Annotated in this window: 14 protein-coding genes; 11 read left to right on the top strand and 3 right to left on the bottom strand. The window is 62.4% G+C overall.

The window, feature by feature from the left end; translation table 11 throughout:
* Positions 1 to 18: 18 nt before the first annotated feature.
* From J4G38_RS29135 to J4G38_RS06760, 3 genes are all read left to right on the top strand, one after another.
* A complete protein-coding gene (locus J4G38_RS29135; RefSeq protein ID WP_226163232.1) occupies positions 19 to 177 on the top strand; it encodes a transposase in 159 nt (52 codons plus the stop codon).
* 328 nt (positions 178 to 505) lie between these two features.
* Positions 506 to 1,183, top strand: a complete 678-nt coding sequence (locus tag J4G38_RS06765) for a response regulator transcription factor (RefSeq protein WP_210515777.1) — start codon at positions 506 to 508, stop codon at positions 1,181 to 1,183.
* Between the two features lie 172 nt (positions 1,184 to 1,355).
* A complete protein-coding gene (locus J4G38_RS06760; protein WP_210515779.1) occupies positions 1,356 to 2,759 on the top strand; it encodes a HAMP domain-containing sensor histidine kinase in 1,404 nt (467 codons plus the stop codon).
* Positions 2,760 to 2,859: 100 nt separating this feature from the next.
* Here the strand turns inward: J4G38_RS06760 and J4G38_RS06755 are convergent, their stop codons facing one another.
* Positions 2,860 to 4,071 (bottom strand): ScyD/ScyE family protein, encoded by a 1,212-nt coding sequence (locus J4G38_RS06755; RefSeq protein ID WP_210515781.1) that lies wholly within the window; start codon positions 4,069 to 4,071, stop codon positions 2,860 to 2,862.
* A gap of 100 nt (positions 4,072 to 4,171) precedes the next feature.
* Here J4G38_RS06755 and J4G38_RS06750 point away from each other — a divergent pair, with 100 nt between their 5' ends.
* The 4 genes from J4G38_RS06750 to J4G38_RS06735 all read left to right on the top strand — a co-directional run bounded on the left by J4G38_RS06750 (position 4,172) and on the right by J4G38_RS06735 (position 8,253).
* The gene (locus J4G38_RS06750; RefSeq protein ID WP_210515783.1) at positions 4,172 to 4,441 is read left to right on the top strand and encodes a hypothetical protein; all 270 of its coding nucleotides are present in this window, start codon (positions 4,172 to 4,174) and stop codon (positions 4,439 to 4,441) included.
* 391 nt (positions 4,442 to 4,832) lie between these two features.
* Complete coding sequence (locus J4G38_RS06745; RefSeq protein WP_210515785.1) at positions 4,833 to 6,479, top strand: SulP family inorganic anion transporter; 1,647 nt, start codon at positions 4,833 to 4,835, stop codon at positions 6,477 to 6,479.
* A gap of 145 nt (positions 6,480 to 6,624) precedes the next feature.
* Positions 6,625 to 7,356 carry a carbonic anhydrase gene (locus tag J4G38_RS06740; protein WP_226163231.1) on the top strand — a complete coding sequence of 244 codons (732 nt, stop codon included), beginning with the start codon at positions 6,625 to 6,627 and terminating at the stop codon, positions 7,354 to 7,356.
* Between the two features lie 174 nt (positions 7,357 to 7,530).
* Positions 7,531 to 8,253 carry a carbonic anhydrase gene (locus J4G38_RS06735; RefSeq protein WP_226163230.1) on the top strand — a complete coding sequence of 241 codons (723 nt, stop codon included), beginning with the start codon at positions 7,531 to 7,533 and terminating at the stop codon, positions 8,251 to 8,253.
* A 136-nt stretch (positions 8,254 to 8,389) separates the two neighbouring features.
* Here J4G38_RS06735 and J4G38_RS06730 read toward each other — a convergent pair whose 3' ends face one another.
* Positions 8,390 to 10,876: a M1 family aminopeptidase gene (locus J4G38_RS06730; RefSeq protein WP_210515787.1), complete on the bottom strand. Its 2,487-nt coding sequence runs from the start codon at positions 10,874 to 10,876 to the stop codon at positions 8,390 to 8,392.
* A 216-nt stretch (positions 10,877 to 11,092) separates the two neighbouring features.
* Between J4G38_RS06730 and J4G38_RS06725 the strand changes: the two genes are divergently transcribed.
* Positions 11,093 to 13,069: a TonB-dependent receptor plug domain-containing protein gene (locus J4G38_RS06725; RefSeq protein WP_210515789.1), complete on the top strand. Its 1,977-nt coding sequence runs from the start codon at positions 11,093 to 11,095 to the stop codon at positions 13,067 to 13,069.
* 127 nt (positions 13,070 to 13,196) lie between these two features.
* Positions 13,197 to 14,639: an amino acid permease gene (locus tag J4G38_RS06720; RefSeq protein ID WP_210515791.1), complete on the top strand. Its 1,443-nt coding sequence runs from the start codon at positions 13,197 to 13,199 to the stop codon at positions 14,637 to 14,639.
* A gap of 38 nt (positions 14,640 to 14,677) precedes the next feature.
* Here J4G38_RS06720 and J4G38_RS06715 read toward each other — a convergent pair whose 3' ends face one another.
* A complete protein-coding gene (locus J4G38_RS06715) occupies positions 14,678 to 15,157 on the bottom strand; it encodes a hypothetical protein (protein WP_210515793.1) in 480 nt (159 codons plus the stop codon).
* A gap of 205 nt (positions 15,158 to 15,362) precedes the next feature.
* On the opposite strand from J4G38_RS06715, the gene J4G38_RS06710 reads away from it, so the two are divergent.
* Together J4G38_RS06710 and J4G38_RS06705 are read left to right on the top strand one after the other, a co-directional pair.
* Positions 15,363 to 16,067, top strand: a complete 705-nt coding sequence (locus J4G38_RS06710) for a hypothetical protein (protein ID WP_210515795.1) — start codon at positions 15,363 to 15,365, stop codon at positions 16,065 to 16,067.
* A 318-nt stretch (positions 16,068 to 16,385) separates the two neighbouring features.
* Positions 16,386 to 16,895: CPBP family glutamic-type intramembrane protease (locus tag J4G38_RS06705; RefSeq protein ID WP_226163229.1), on the top strand; the 510-nt coding region annotated here is incomplete at its 3' end.

Raw genomic sequence — 16,895 nt, 5'->3', positions numbered from 1 at the left:
AAAAAAAATCGGACGCAAGTGATTGAGCACAACGAAGAAGTCTACAAAAATCGTAACCAAATCGAACGCTGCTTCAACCGCCTCAAGCGGTTTCGGGGCCTCGCTTCACGCTACGAAAAGAACGCCAGCACCTTTCTGGCAATGGTCACCCTCGGAGCCATCCTGATGTGGCTTTAATTGTTTACACGTCCTAATCCAGGTCTACGGGCGCATTTTAATCCATGTTTTGCGGGCCACTGTAATTCAATTGCCAAGCGTTGAAGGTAAGCGCAACCTACACAAGCGGCTACGCTAAAAATCAGGCAGTATGGAGCATTAGCGAGCTATTTCTGTTTTTTTCAATGGGATTGAAATTGAAGTCCAGGAGTAGGCAATCCCGTTATATCATCAGAAATGCAACAAGTTGAGCACGGGGGTGAACCAAGCCGGGATGGCGCTGCAAAGGAGCCGTGCGCCGGGACGTACCAGCGGATGTTTTGTGCAAATGGCGCTACCTTCCGGCCCCATGAAAATCCTTTTAGTTGAAGACGAGCCCACGGTTGCGGCCTTCCTGCACCAGGGCCTGACTGAGCAGGACTACACCGTCGACCTTGCCGCCGATGGCCTGCTGGGCCTGCTCCGCGCCCAGTCCACGCGCTACGACTGCCTGATTCTCGACCAGATGCTGCCCGGCCTGAGCGGCCTCGAAGTGTGCCGGCAGGTGCGCGCCCACGACCCCGGCGTGCCCATCCTCATGCTCACCGCGCTGGGCGAAACCGACGATAAAATCCGCGGCCTCGACGCCGGGGCCGACGATTACCTCGTCAAGCCCTTCGCTTTTGAAGAGCTGCTGGCCCGGCTGCGCGCCCTGGTGCGCCGCCGTACCGAAGCCCCGGCCCCCAAAGCGGTGCTGCACCTGGCCGACCTCACCCTCGACCCCGGCGCCAAGCGCGTGGAGCGCGCCGGCCAGGTCATTCAGCTCACCGCCCGCGAGTTTGCGCTCCTCGAATACCTGCTGCGCAACCAGGGCCGGGTGGTATCGCGCGCCGATTTGCTGGAACACGTCTGGGACATGAGCTTTGACACGGGCTCGAACGTGATTGACGTGTACATCAACTTCTTGCGCAAAAAAGTTGATAAAGGATTTGAGCCCAAGCTGATTCACACGCTGGTGGGCATGGGCTATGTAATGAAGTTGGATTGACGTGCTGATTTTATAATGTGCTGATGGGTTGATGTGCTCATGTGCTGATTGTTGATGTGTTGATAAATGGGCGCGCAAATAGTCCGGTACAAGCCTACTACATAGATTATTGTTGAATTAACACATGAGCACATCAACCCATCAGCACATTATAAAATCAGCACATCAATAAATGTCCATTCGCCTTCGCCTTGCGCTGCAATTCGGGTCGATTCTGGCCGTGACGCTGCTGCTGTTTGCGCTGGCTATTTACTTCGCCACGCAGCAGTCGCGGCGCATGTTGTTCACCCAGACCTTGTTTAAGCGGACGCTGGTGGTGGGGCACGCCTACGTGGCCGGCCAGGAAGACCACAGCGATGCCGGCGAAGAGGCGGCCTACCGGCGCTACCTGCGCCAGCTTTACCGCACCCTGCCCGACGAGGAAGGCCGGGTGTATGACGCGGCCAACCGGCTGGTATTCAGAGAAGGGCAGGGGGCGGCCAAGCCGGTGCCCACCGCCTGGCTGGCCGATGTGCGCCGCACCGGCCGCGACGTGCTCGAACCCGAAACCAATTACCACGAAACCGTGGGCCTGCTCTACCACGATGCCCGGCTGGGGCCGCTGGTGGTGGTGGCCTCGTCGGTGGATGAGGACAGCCGCCAGCAGCTTGGGCAGCTGCGGCAGCTGCTGGCAATCGGCCTGCTGGCCGCCCTGGCCGTGATGGGTGCCGGCAGCTGGATTTTTGCCGGCCAGGCCCTGCGCCCCTTGCGACGTATGGTGCAGGAAGTCGACGGCATCACCGCCACCGACCTGAGCCAGCGCCTGACCCTGGCCGATGGCTCGACCGACGAAATTGGCCGCCTGGCCCAGCGCTTCAACCGCCTGCTGGATAGACTGGAGGCCGCATTTGCCGGGCAGCGCACCTTCGTGCGCGATGCCTCGCACGAACTGCGCACGCCGCTCACGGCCCTCATCGGCGAGTTGGAAGTGGCCCTGCTGCAAGCCGAGCGGCCGCCCGCCGAGTACCGCCGCGTGCTGCAAAGCACCCTCGACTCGTCGCGCCAGCTCAATGAGCTGACCAACGGCCTGCTGCAAATTGCCCGCGCTTCCGACGACCCTTCGCAGGTGCCCATGGCTGACGTGCGGCTCGATGAGCTGCTACTGCAGGCCCACGAGCAGCTGTTGCGCCGCCACCCCACCTGCCGCGTCGACCTGAACTTTGGGGAAAACGACGATGCCGGCTCCTTCACCATGCGCGGCAATGAGGCCCTGCTGCTCTCGGCCATGCTCAACATTCTGGACAATGCCTGCAAGTTTTCGGCGAGCGCGGGCGGCACCGTCGCAGCCACGCTCACGCGGAGCCGCCGGCACTTGCGCTTGCTGGTAACTGATGAAGGCCCTGGCTTGTCGGCCGCCGATTTGCAGCAGGTATTCGTGCCGTTTTTTCGGGCTACTACAGCGCGGGCGGTACCGGGCCACGGCATCGGCCTGCCCCTTGCGGCCCGGATTATGGCTCTGCACGGCGGCACGGTGCGGGTGGAAAGCGAGCTGGGCCGTGGTACCCAGGTATGGCTGGAATGGCCGGTGAAGGCATAGTCCGGCGGCCAACGGCCGGAAAAAAAATGCCGGAAACCGGACTGTGCCGCTCTAGAGAATTGACGCTATCCAAATAACGTTGAGTTGCCCCAAGCGCAAATCAATCGTTCTCATCACCATCATGGCCATGGTCATCATGGTCGTGGTCATGGTCGTGGCCGTCATGGTCGTGGCTCAAGCGGATTTTGACTATTTCTCCGCCACCAATGGAGGTTGGCCCAAAGCCGTTGTTCGACACGTAGAGGTTGCCATCCGGGCCCATCGTCATGGCTGTGGGGAGGTTGAGGCCCGTTGCCACAACTTCCTGCCGGCCCGAAGGCTCTACCCGCACTACCCGGCCCAGGCCTGGGGTTGGACCGGGGGCGCCAACTGTGTTTTCGAGTACATACAGCCGGTCCGAGCTGTCGTACGCAAGCCCGAGAATGGTGGTGAAACCCGTATGCAAAATGCTGACGCGTCCGTTGCGGTTAATTTTGTAGAGGCTGGAACTACCGACAACAATTGGGAACGGATTCAGATTGCCGACAATGAAACTTCCGCCATTGCCTGCCACCAGCGCCGTGGGAACGATATGGCCCTGGCTGGCCGATATATCGGCCACCCGGGTAATGGTGCCGCTGGTGGTGATTTTCATCAATTCGCCGTGGTTGGGCTCGACCACATACAGGATGCCCTGCCGATTGATGAGGCTGTACGGCGTGCCGTCCGGCTCAAAATCATCTACTTCGGGGTGGGCCACCGGGTGGGCCTGCAGGTAGGCGCTGATATTGGCCACCATTGTCACGTGGCCGCCGTTGCCGACGCGCACCAGGGCATTGGGCATGGAGGGCACGCCGTGCGAGCAGCCCGCACCAGCCAGCACCGCATACAAGGTATTGCCAACAAAGGCCACATCGCCCACGCCTTCCACGTCGCCGCCAATTATCTCATTTGCCTGGCTGGAAGGGAGTTGGTCGGTTACCGTGGTACGCACTCCCGCCGGGTTGATTTTGGAGATGCGCCCGCCCGTCGGGCTGCCTTTGTAGGGGCCCACGGGAATGGGCACTTGCTGGCAGCCATCGAGCGTGGAAAGATGCGTGCCGCCAACGCCACCTTCGGCCACGTACAGATAGCCGTTGGGCCCAAATTTCAACCCCCGGGGATTGTTCAGGCCCCGGGCAAACACCGTGACCCTGCCCTGGCGGGAGTTGGTGTCATCCTGGTTGCCAGCGGCGGGTTGCGGAATGGTATCGTTCGGTAGGTCTTTGGTGCAGCCGGCCAGCAGCAATCCGAGCGCGAACGTGCTGTTTCGTAACAATAGGGTTGATTTCATGGCTTGTTTTTTTGGTGATTGGAATGAGCAGGAGCCTCTCTGGTTCCCGTAATGATGCTGCGAGCGCAACTCTTTCCCATCATATTCCAGCCGCGTCCCCATGGCCCTCCCCAAGGTGGGAACACGGGGATTCGCTCCGCTGCGAAGCGTGAAAAGCGGACCCGAAAAGGAAATTATATGGCTGCGGCTTGGTTGCGGCTGGCACGGCAGCGAAGCGGTAGAATCATTGCCTCATCGAAACAGGCAACGCGCGGAAGGACAAGCCTCGGCCGGCACGCTGGCCTCAGGTGGTGAGCGGCGACGGACTGTTAACAAAATGCTAGAAACATATAAAAATATTCATTATTATATTAATAATTATAGTTTTTAATATTTTTAAATCAAGAAAATTATAATTGATTGACTAATAAGAAAATTATTTACTCTATTGCCGACTTGCCTACGGGTTTAATTCGGGTTAGCTTGTCATTAGCACGCTCCAGCCCTGAGCCTCCAGGCCAGCTGACAGCCAGGGCTAGCACCCCGCTCAATCCTTCGGCCTCCCGCAAAAGCCTTCAGGAGGAGGGTAATGCAGTTGCTCCCGGAAGCCAGATGCGGAAGGAGAAGCCTCCGCTAATAGAGGATGATAAAGCCCTTGTTTCGGTTTTAATTTCCTTTTAATCCGGCTTTAATTCGGTCTTAATAGCGTACCCGTAACCTTGTATCCGAACTCCCTGGCAGGGCAATATGCCGCGCTGGGCTTCTGGTTACTTTCTCTGGCTATGACGCAAATTATTTCATCACCGGCCCGCACCGGGACACCCATTGCCGGTGTGGGCCGCGCAGGGCAGCCGCAGCCACCCAAAGCTTCTCTTTTCAGCACCATTGGGCAGGATGCACCGGCTGGACTCGTCGTGTTTCTGGTGGCGCTGCCGCTGTGTTTGGGTATCTCGCTGGCTTCGGGGGCGCCGCTGCTGGCAGGCGTGGTTTCGGGCATAGTGGGGGGCGTGCTGGTGAGCTGGCTGAGCGGCTCGGCGGTGAGCGTGAGCGGCCCGGCGGCGGGCCTCACGGTGGTGATGCTATCGGCGATTGCTTCGCTGGGCTCCTGGCCGGCGGTGCTGGCAGCTACGGTAGTAGCGGGCGTCATTCAACTAGTGCTGGGTGTGGCGCGGGCGGGCATCATCGCGCTGTACTTTCCGGCGGCAGTTATTCGCGGCATGCTGGCGGCTATTGGCATTATTTTGATTATGAAGCAAATACCGCATTTTTTTGGGGCCGATGCCGACTATTTTGAAGACATGAAATTTCTGCAGTTCGATGGGCTGAACACCTTCTCGGCTATTGGGGCGGCAGCGCGGGGCCTCAGTCCGGGCTCGGTGCTGGTGGGCGTGGTGTCGCTGGCGCTGCTGCTGCTGTGGAACAGTGCACCGGTGCGGCGGCAGTCGTGGGCGCGGCTGGTGCCGGGCGCGTTGGTAGCGGTGCTGGCCGCCGTGGCCGTCAACCAGCTACTGAAAGCCGTAGCGCCCGCATGGCAGGTGCGCCCCGAGCACCTCGTGAAGCTGCCGGTGCTGTCGTCGCTGGGCCAGCTGGCGGGCGAGATGACGTTCCCCGATTTCAATGCCCTGCGCAACCCGGCCACCTACGGCGTGGCCTTCACCATTGCCATCGTGGCCTCGCTCGAAACGCTGCTCAGCGTGGAGGCCGTGGACAATCTCGACCCCCAAAAGCGCCACACGCCCACCAACCGTGAGCTGCTGGCCCAGGGTGCGGGCAACTTAGTGAGCGGCCTGCTCGGCGGCCTGCCGCTCACGGCCGTTATCGTGCGTTCCTCGGCCAACATCGCGGCCGGTGGGCAAAGCCGCATGTCGGCCTTCATTCACGGCTTACTGCTGCTGGTGAGCCTGTTATTCCTGGGTTCGATACTCAACCTGATTCCGCTTTCGGCGCTGGCGGCGGTGCTGCTGCTGGTGGGCTACAAGCTCACGATGCCGGCGCTGTACCGCAAGCAGTGGGGCCTGGGCCGCGAGCAGTTTGTGCCGTTCATCATCACCATCGTGGCCGTGCTCTTCACCGATTTGCTGAAGGGCGTGAGCATTGGCCTGGTGCTGGGCTTCTTCTTTATTCTGCGGGATAACGCCAAAGCCGGTTCCTACCTGCGGCGCGAAGCCAGCAGCGATGAAGAGGGCGACGAGCCCGACCAGCAGCACCTGCGCCTGCCCGAGCACGTCTCGTTCCTCAACAAAGCCAGCATCGTCACCACCCTGGAGCAGCTGCCCGCCGGCAGCCGCGTCATCCTCGACGGCACCCGCTCCGACGTCATCGACCACGACGTGCTCGAAGCCATCGAGGCTTTCCGGCAGGCGGCCCCGGCGCGGGGCATTGAGCTGGAGCTGCGCGGCATCCGCCAGGTGGCCGTGGGCGGGCACTAGAAGGTTATCCAAACAGGTGCTCATGCCGAACGCCACGAAGCATCTCGCTCAGGGTAGTAACCCTCTTTTTCAACGACTCACGCAAGATGCTGTGCTACGCTCGGCATGACGTTCAGTTTTTCTTCCTCCCATTTCCGCTATTGTTATGACCGCAATCAACCAGCTGCTTGAAAATAACCGCCGTTGGTCGGCCCGCAAAACGCGGCGGGACCCGCAATACTTCACCCGCCAAGCGGCCTGCCCGCCGCCCAAATACTTCCTAATCGGCTGCTCCGACTTGGGCGTGCCAGCCAGCCAGCTGCTGGGCACGGCGCCCGGCGAAGTGATGACGCACCGCAACGTGGCCAACCTGGTGGTGCATTCCGACATGAGCCTGCTATCGGTGCTGCAATATGCGGTGCAGGAGTTTGGTGTTGAAGACATTATCGTGTGCGGGCACTATGGCTGCGGCGGCGTGGCCGCGGCAGTTTCGCACCAGCAGCGTGGCCTGCTCGACAGCTGGCTGACGCACATCCGCGACGTGGTGCGGCTGCACGAAAAGGAGTTGCTGCGCATCAGGGACGAGGAGCCGCGCCTGCACCGGCTGGTCGAGCTCAATGTCATCGAGCAGGTGCGCAACCTGGCCAAAACCACCATCATCCAGAATGCGCTGCGGGAAGGGCAAACCCTGCGCCTGCACGGCCTGGTGTACGACGCCACCACCGGCCTGGTCAAGAACCTGAACGCGGACGCCGGGGCCCTCGCTGGCTGGGCCAGCATCTACGAAACGCATGCCGCGGCGCCGCTGCTTACGCACTCGCGGGGCGTGCGGGGCCTGAGCGCCGCCACTCGCCTGGCCGGGCCCGGCGAGCTGGGATATCGCCGGCGCAGCACCTAGGCAGCGGCTGGTTCAGCTTATCCCGAATTCATTAAAGGCGAATTCTGTCCTACCTTGGGCGGCGTTTGGCAGCGCCGGTTGGCCTGCCTCGGCTTGTGCCAAGCCGCCTGCGTATAACTACTGTTCCTGCATCGGGCACAGTGGTGGGCCGTTATCATAAGTTTAATTTCAATCATGGCTGGAATCAGCAACATTCTCGAAAATAACAAGCACTGGGTATCGGAGCGCAATGCCGAAGACCCCGAATTTTTCCACAAGCTGGCCAATGGCCAGAGCCCGAAATACCTGTTCATCGGCTGTTCCGATTCGCGGGTGCCGGCGTCGGGCATTACGGGCACGGGGCCGGGCGAAATGTTCGTGCACCGCAACATCGCCAACCTGGTGGTGCACTCCGATATGAACCTGCTGAGCGTGCTGCAATACGCCGTGGAAGTGCTGGGCGTGAAGGACATCCTGGTGGTGGGCCACTACGGCTGCGGCGGCGTGGCGGCGGCGGCCAGCAACAAGCAGTACGGCCTGATTGACAACTGGCTGGTGAACATCCGCGACGTAATCCGGCTGCACGAAACCGAGTTTTTGCGCATCAAGGACGAGGAGCAGCGCCTGCGCCGGCTGGTGGAGCTGAACGTGATTGAGCAGGTGCGCAACCTGGCCAAAACCAACATCATCCAGAACGCCATGCGGGGCGAAAACCCGCCCCGCCTGCATGGCCTCGTCTACGACATTGCCGACGGCGTGCTGAAAGACCTGCAAATCGACGGCGACGACGTAATGGCCGAGTTGGAGCACATCTACGCCACCGAAGTGGTGGACCCCGAAGACGTCATCAGCCCCGAGAGCCCGGAGCCCGCCACCGCCGAGGTGGCCGAAAACCACCAGGATACCACCCAGCACTAGCCCCGAAACGTGGTTCTGCTGACCACAAAAAAGGCCTGCCGCAACTTGCGGCAGGCCTTTTTTGCTGTTTGCCCGGCAATTGCGGCCGGGTTGGACCCGTTTGCTCCGGTCCGAGCGGAGCAGACGACGAAGCTCCTTACTTGGCGTCTTTGATTTCCAGCGTGGCTTTGTCGACGGCGGCCTGGGTTTCGGGGGCGTGGGCGCGGCTGGCCTGGGCTTTGGCGGCGGTTTGCAGCAGGCCCACGGCCATTTGGTCGCCGCCGAAGCTCTTGTATTTCACGCCCAGGTCGCGCAGGCGGGTCACGCCTTCGGCGAACGCGGCCGGGTCGTCGAGGCGGCCCATCAGGTCGGCCATTGGCGCGGCCAGGTTGAACTTGGCCTGTGGGCGGGCGGCATCGAATTTATCCCGCACGAAGCTCCACTCGGCGGGGCCGCCGGCTTTGGCATAGGTCATCACCACGGCTTGCGTGAGGGCGCTGTGAGTGTCGTTTTCCAGCGCTTTGGCACGGGCCAGGGCCTGGGCGGGCTGCACGGCGGCCAGGGCGCGCAGAGCGGCGCCCTCCACGTTGTACGACTGGCTGCTGAGCAGCTGAGTGAAGAGCTTTTCGTCTTTTTTGTCCTTCAGCACGGCCAAATCCTTCAGCAGCTGCGTCAGCACGGCGGGGTCTTTTTCGGTGGCGGCCAGCTTGCGCAGGGCGGGCGCGGCGGCTTTGGCCACGGCTTTGTCGTCGAGTTTCAACGCCTCCAGGCCGCCGATGCGAAGGCCGTAGAACTTGTCGTTGAGGGCGGCCAGCAGCACGCCCCGGGCGGCCGCGCTGGTGGTTTGCTCCTTGGCGGCGGCTACGATGGCCTCCAGCCGGTCCACGAACAAGGGCGCGTGGCCGAACTGGTACACGAACTCACCCATGGGCTTGTTGTCGGTTTTCAGCCACAGCGTTTTCTTGTTGGCGTCCACGTTCACCAGCTCGGGCTTGGCCGCGAGGGGCATGGTGAAGGTCTGGGTGGCCTCGGTCATGGTCACGGCCTGGTGCTGCACCTTGCCGCCCACGTAGTAATCAATGGTGAAGGGCAACTGGAACGTCTGGCCGGTCTGCGTCTGCTTCACGGTCACGGACTGCACTTTTTTGGCCGCGTCCCAGGCGTAGTCGATGGTCACGATGGGGTGGCCCGCGCCGTAGTACCACTGGTTGTAGAACCAGTTCAAATCCTGGCCCGACACGGCCTCGAAGGCCAGCCGCATCTGGTGGGCCTCGCCGTTGCCGAAGGCGTTATCCTTCAGATATTTTTGCAGGCCGGCGAAGAAAACGTCGTCACCCAGGTAGGTGCGCAGCATGTCCATAATGGCCCCGCCCTTCTGGTAGCTCACCAGGTCAAACACCTCTTCCTGCTGGTCGTAGTGGAAGCGCACCAGGTTTTTGGTGGCGTCACGCGGCGAGCTCAGGTAGCGGCGCAGGTAGCGGTAGTAGTGGGCATCGGCGGCATCCTTGCCGTACTTGTGCTCGGCGTAGAGGCCTTCCGAGAAGTCGGCCATCGTCTCGTTCACGGTGATGTTGGCCCAGCTTTCGGCCGTCACGTAGTCGCCGAACCACTGGTGGAACAGCTCGTGCGCAATCACCGATTCGCCGGAGTATTCGCGGTCCAGCAGCTCGCGGTCGGTCAGCTGCACTTGTTCGCCGTGCAGGGTGGCGGTGGTGTTTTCCATGGCGCCGCTCACGTAGTCGCGGCACACAATCTGGGCGTATTTATTCCAGGGGTACTCCACGCCGAGGCGGTTGGAGAAGAACTCCAGCATGTCGGGCGTGTTACCAAAAATCTGCTTGGCGAACGGCGCGTACTTGGGTTCGAGGTAGTAGTTGACCTCCTTGCCGCGCCAGGTGTCCTTGTAGATTTTGAAGTCGCCCACGGCCATCATGAACAGGTAGGGCGCGTGGGGCAGCTCCATTTTCCACACGTCGGTGCGCAGGCCGGGGCCGGCGGGCGTGCTGCTCACCAGGCGGCCGTTGCTGAGCGTGACGTACTTACTGGGCACGGTCATCGAGATTTCCTCGGTGGTTTTCTGGTTGGGCCGGTCGATGGTGGGAAACCAGGCCGACGAGCCTTCCGTCTCGCCCTGCGTCCACACCTGCACGGGTTTGCCGGCTACGGCCGAGTCAGGGTTGATGAAGTACAGGCCTTTGGCGTCGGTGATGGCAGCGCTGCCTTTCACTTTCAGCTCATCGGGCTTCGACACGTAGTCGATGTAAATGGTGTATTCCTCGCCCGGCTTAACCGTTTTGCCCAGGTCAATGCGCAGGTTCATGCCGTCGGCGTAGGCGTATTTCAACGGGGTTTGCTGGCTGCCGCTCATCATCGCCACGGCTTTGATGTCCATGCCCTTGGCGTCGAGGCGCAGGGAATCGGTGGGGTAGGCGTGGGGCTTGAGGGTCACCCACTCCTTGCCGTAGAGGTAGCGCTTGGCGTAGTCAAGGCGCACGTCGAGCTTGGTGTGCACCAGGTCGTTAATCTTGGTAGCCGAGGCGCGATACGGAGATTCCGGCTTCGCGGTGGGGGCGGCGGGAGCCTGGGCGAGGGCCGGCGTGGCGGCCACCAGGCCCAGGAGGCCCAATGCAAAAAGGTGCTTCATTGAAAAACTGCGGTGAGTGAAAAGTGGGAGTTCGCGCGAAGGACCCGGCCGGGGTGCCGACGTTGCGGCTAGTCGCACGAAAGTAGCAGTTGCGGGTGTAGCGCGGACTCTGCAATCCGCGTTCCCGCGCCGTTATGGGTGGCTTTCCTGGCGCGGGGGCGCGGACTACAGAGTCCGCGCTACAGTAAGTTTGTACCCTCACCAACCATTTGCTTAATGCGACTTACCCGCTACGCTACGCCGCTTTTCTGCACCTTTATTGCCGCTAACGCCCTCGCCCAGAGCCCGGCCGACAGCACCCGCAGCCTGCGCGAAGTCACCGTGTACGGCTCGCGCCTGAACCAGGTATCGGGCCAGACCGGCCGCTACGTGACCGTGGTGCCCGGCCGCACGCTGGGCCAGTATCCCGTGGCCTCGCTCGATGATTTGCTGCGCCTGCTGCCCGCGCTGGAAGTACAGAGCCGGGGCAACTTCGGCACCCAGGCCGATATTACATTGCGCGGCTCCACCTTCAACCAGGTGCTGATTTTGCTGGACGGCATGCGGCTGAACGACCCGCTCACGGGCCACTTTGCGGGCTACCTGCCCATCACGCCGGCCGAGATTGAGCAGATTGAAATCGTGCGTGGCCCCGGCGCGGCCCTCTACGGTCCCGACGCCGTGGGTGGTTTCGTGAACATCGTGACCAAGACCTTCGCCGCCACCCACCGGCCCGATGGCGTGGAGCTGGCCGGCACCTTCCTGGCCGGCGAGTACGACCTGAAAAGCACCAACGCCGGCTTCTACGGCCAGGACAAGGGCCTGCGCCTGGCGGGCGGGCTCCTCAACAACACGGCCAGCGGCCAGCTCCTGAACCTGCCCGGCGGTGGGCGCAACGACTTCAAGCTGAATACCTATTCGCTGTCGGGCTCCTATCAACTCAACCACAAGCTCAGCGCCGCTGCCCGCGCCAGCTTCGACCGGCGCGACTACAACGCCCAGAATTTCTACACCACCGCTGCCGGCGACCGCGCCCGCGAAACCACTTCCCGCGACTGGTACCAGGGCCAGCTGCGCTACGATTGGAACGCCCGCGCCCGCACCGAGCTGCAGCTCGTGAACTCGGCCAGCACCGACTACTACCTCTACACGCCCGCTTCGGTGGCCAGCAGCCACCTCATGCACTACCTCAACGTGCAGGGCCAGCACCAGCTCACGCTGTCCGATAAGGTGCAGCTGACCCTGGGCGGGCAGGCCGACCGCCGTGCCGTGCGCAGCAACGACCAGGGCATCCATTCGGTGTGGCACCAGGGGGCGTTTGCCGTGGCGGGCGTCCGGCCCACTACCGGCCTGAGCGTGACGGCGGCCCTGCGCCTCGACCACGACCAGGCGTATGGGACCGAGGTGGTGCCCCAGCTCACGGCCAGCCAGCAGCTGGGCGACAAGCTGACGGTACGCGGGGCCGTGGGCCGGGCCATTCGGGCGGCCAATTTTACCGAGCAGTACTACTCGTCCATCCGGCCCGGCACGGTGCCCAGCGGCTTCAACGTGGGCAACCCCAGCCTGGAGGCCGAGCGCACCTGGAGCTACGAGGGCGGGCTCGACTTCCAGCCCCTGCCGGCCCTCACGCTGCGGGCCACCTACTTCAACCGCTACGGCCGCAACCTGATTGACTACGTGAGCCTGCCCGGCAGCCAGGTTATCGAGGCCACGGGCCTGACCAACCTGAATGCCGCAGCCACTTACCGACTGGCCGAAAACCTGTTTGCCGTAACCACCCAGGGGCTGGAATTTGAGGCCACCACCCGCCTCCAGCTGGCTTCTCACCTGCGCCTCGACGGCAGCGTGGGCTACACCTACACCCACCTCGACGTGGCCGGCGACGTGGTGTCGCAATACCTCAGCAACGTGGCTAAGCAGCTCGTGAGCGGCAATATCAGCCTCACGCACCGGCGCTTCACCCTGGGCCTGGGCGGCGTGTACAAGCAGCGGGCCGGCCAGCACACCACCCCCAGCGCCACCGTCAACGATGCGGAGCTGACCCCCAGCTACGTGGTAATAAATGCCCGCCTCGACGTGGCCCTGCTGCCCGAGCGCGTGTGGCTGGTGGGCCAGGCCCAGAACCTGTTCGATGCCAGATACTCCGACCTGCTGGGGGCCCAGATGCCCGGCCGCTGGCTGATGGGCGGCGTGCGGCTGGCCCTGCGCCGGTAGCTGCAAAAACGCCGCCGCCTGAACCTGACGGGCGTGGCGCGGTTAGCAAAGCCGCCGGGCGGTGTTTCGGCGGTTTTGAGTTTGCGGCTTTGCTGAATTTGGCGGGTGCGGCGTTTTTGGTGTAAGTATGTTGAAAAAATCATTGGCGCTGCTTCGAGCGGAAGCGGCCGAAACGGGGGCAAATACCCTCAAACGCAGCCTGAACGGCGTCAGCCTCATTGCCATTGGCATCGGCGTCATTATCGGGGCGGGCCTGTTCTCGCTCACGGGCATTGCGGCGGCCAACAACGCCGGGCCGGCCGTGACGCTTTCCTTCGTCGTGGCGGCCGTGGGCTGCGCCTTTTCGGCGCTGTGCTATGCTGAGTTTGCGGCGATGGTGCCGGTGGCGGGCTCGGCCTACACCTATTCCTACGCCACGATGGGCGAGCTGTTTGCCTGGATTATCGGCTGGGATTTGGTGCTCGAATACTCGGTGGGGGCGGCCACGGTGGCCATCAGCTGGTCGCAGTACCTCATCAAGTTCCTCGGCAAATACGGGCTGCACATTCCGGCGCAGCTGGTGATGTCGCCCTTCGAAAAGGCTACCCTGGCCGATGGCAGCACTATTTCGGGCTTCGTGAACGTGCCGGCCGTGCTCATTGTGCTGGCCATTACGGCCATCGTGACGCGGGGCACCAAGGGCTCGGCGTGGTTCAACGCGCTGGTGGTGGCCCTGAAGGTGGCCGTGGTGCTGGTGTTCATCGCGCTGGGCTGGAAGTACATCGACCCGGCCAACTACCACCCCTACATCCCGGCCAACACGGGCACCTTCGGCGAGTTCGGCCTGAGCGGAATCCTGCGCGGGGCGGGCGTGATATTCTTCGTCTTCATCGGCTTCGATATCGTGGCCACCATGGCGCAGGAAACCAAGAACCCGCAGCGTAACATGCCCATTGGCATCCTCGGCTCGCTGGCCGTTTGCACCGTGTTGTTTGTGCTGTTCGGGCACGTTCTCACGGGCCTGGCCAACTACACGGAGTTTCGGAACAGCGCCGCTCCTGTCGCCATTGCCATCGAAAAAACGCCCTACGCCTGGCTGTCCTCGGCCGTGATTCTGGCCATTCTCATCGGCTACACGTCCGTGATTCTGGTGGATTTGCTGGGGCAGTCGCGGGTGTTTTTCTCGATGTCGAAGGATGGGCTCCTGCCGCCGGTGTTCTCGCGGCTGCACCCGAAATTCAACACGCCCATGCAGTCCAGCCTGCTGCTGGGAACGTTCATTGCGCTGTTCGCGGGCTTCGTGCCCATTGCGGTGGTGGGCGAGATGACGAGCATCGGCACGCTGCTGGCTTTTGTGATGGTGTGCCTCGGCGTGCTCATCATGCGGCGCACCAACCCCGACGCGCCCCGGCCTTTCCGCACGCCGTGGGTGCCGGTGGTGCCCATCCTGGGCATTGTCGTGTGCCTCGTGATGATGGCCTCGCTGCCCTGGGAAACCTGGCTGCGGCTGCTGGTGTGGCTGGCCATTGGCCTCGCCATTTACTACGGCTACGGCCGCAAGCACAGCAAGCTGCGCCTGGCGCAGCAATAGCGGCGACGACCGGTCGGCCCGGAACGCGCCCGCGCCCTTTAGTGCGTGGTCAGGCCATTATCGTCCAGCTCATCATCGTCCCGGACGCGGGAAAGGCTGCCTTCGAGGTCAATAATAGCATCGGCGGGGCTGGGGCGGGGGGCGGCGTAGCTCGCTGGCGCGCCTTGCTTGTACACGTCCACGGCGCCGTTGGTGTCCAGGGTGGTGCGGGCGCGGTTGGCTTCTTCTTCGGTGATGGTGTTCACGGTCACCACGGCGCTGTCGGGGTGGGTGGCGGCGAGGTGGGCCTGGGCGTCGTCGGTGTTCGCGCCGGCAAATATGTCGGCGAAAAACCGGGCCAGGCCTTCGCCAAATGTTTCGGTGGGCGGGGTGGTATCGGCGGGCAGGTTGGCGGCCTGCAGGGTGGCCTGCGTGGCCAGGTTGATGTTGGTGCGCGTGAAGCCGGCCGTCAGCAGCTGCTCAACGGCAAACTGCGCTTCGGAGGCGCTGGAGAATAAGCCGACGACGGTACGGGCCATGATGGGGAGGGAAAAGGTGCCTGGGTTCTACGGCAGCGCCGCCAGCCGGTTGTAGCGCGGGCTTTGTAGTCCGCGTGCCCGACGGAAAGCCGCACGGCGCCCGCACGGCGCGGGGACGCGGACTGCAAAGTCCGCGCTACATGTCAATGTGCAGCTTAAAATCCCTACCTTTTGCCCACACTTCACCTAAGCCCCCGCTACCCGCATGGCCCAGCCCAAATACGCCGCCCGGTTCGAGAATTTCTTCGCCAACCTGCGCCTCAACCGCGACCAGTTTGCCGACATGGCCGCCTTCACCCTGCAAGCCTTGCAGGCCGACAAAGCCAAGTACAAGGCCGTGGCCGACTTCCTCGACGTGGCCCTCACCGACTACCGCACCACCCACACCGGCCAGCTCTCCGGCGCGGGCGCGGCCGGCACCATCACCCTGGGCCAGGCCCTGCTCGATTTCAAAGCCTACGTGAAACGGGTGGAGCGCAAGGTCATCATCCCCGCCTACGAAGTGGGCAGCCCCGAGCTGGTGGCCCTGTTTCCCAACGGCCGCAGCGCCCTCACCAAGAGCAACCAAACCCAGGTTGAAGACGCCTTCACGGCCTTCCTCGACGCCCTCGATGCCCGCCCCACGGTCTTCACTTCGCCCGTGCGCACCGAGGGCCGCGCCGTGCTCGCCACCCTCACGGCCGCCCTCCAGCGCGCCGATGGCATGGCCAAAGCCGCCGGCACCCAGCGCATCGACCTGCACGACGGCCGCGAAGCCACCTGCCTGGCCCTGTTCCGCGTGTACGCCACCCTGCTGGTCGAATTTGCCGAAAAGCCCGGCAAAGTGGCCCCGTTCTTCGATTTCAGCAACGCCGAAATGGGCGGCGGCAAAAAGGCCAAGCTGCCCGTGCCCTCCGCCCCGAAAGTCTAAGGCAACCCACTTCTTTGCCAAAAACCCGCTCCGGCCCTCCGGAACGGGCTTTTCTGTGCGGTTTTGGCCGCTCCGGGGTTCCGGCACAGGCTCTGACGCAAAGGAACCGCCTCTCCGGTGCTCCGGAGCAGGCTCCGCCGGATGGAAATGGGCGTTCCGGAGCACCGGACCAGCTTTCGCAGGCTGCGAAGGACATTCCGGGGTTCCGGAAGAGGCTCCACCTCATGGAAATGGACGTTCCGGAGCGCCGGGGTAATTAGCGGTAACAGGGCGCGAACGCCACTTTGGTATCTTTAGCGGCCTGATTGCATATCATTTATGGAAGTTGTAGAGTTCAATTTGCCTGTTTCTAATGCCGCGCCGCCCGCCCTGCCATATCCTACTATAAAGGAAAGCTGGGGCATATTGGGTTGGTATATGTTGATGACCTTGTTGGTAGGCATGCCCATTTATTTGTTGTTCAACAAAGCGCTTCATCTTTCCAAAACAGCGTCCCTTCTCGCTCTGGCACCCATCGTCAATGTGGCATTGTTGGGATTTTTGCGTTGGAAAGCCGGCACCCGATGGGCCACCGTGCAATTCACTGGACATGAGCAAGCCTGGGTCTACGCCGTTTTGCCCGTGATGATAGTGACGTTGGGCATAGTACTGTCGCTACAACAGATGCTGCACTTGCCTAATTGGATGGGCAAAACGTTTGAAAAAGCCACCGAAATGCCGGTTTTCGCAACGGCAGTTATTGTCATCCTAGCGCCCGTATTCGAAGAGCTGCTCTTCCGGGGCGTGATATTACAGGGGCTATTGCGGAGCCAGCGTCCGTGGGTGGCC

Source organism: Hymenobacter terricola (genome assembly GCF_017921975.2).
In the GTDB taxonomy this organism is placed as follows: domain Bacteria; phylum Bacteroidota; class Bacteroidia; order Cytophagales; family Hymenobacteraceae; genus Hymenobacter; species Hymenobacter terricola.
This window is presented reverse-complemented; position numbering and strand designations above follow the sequence as displayed.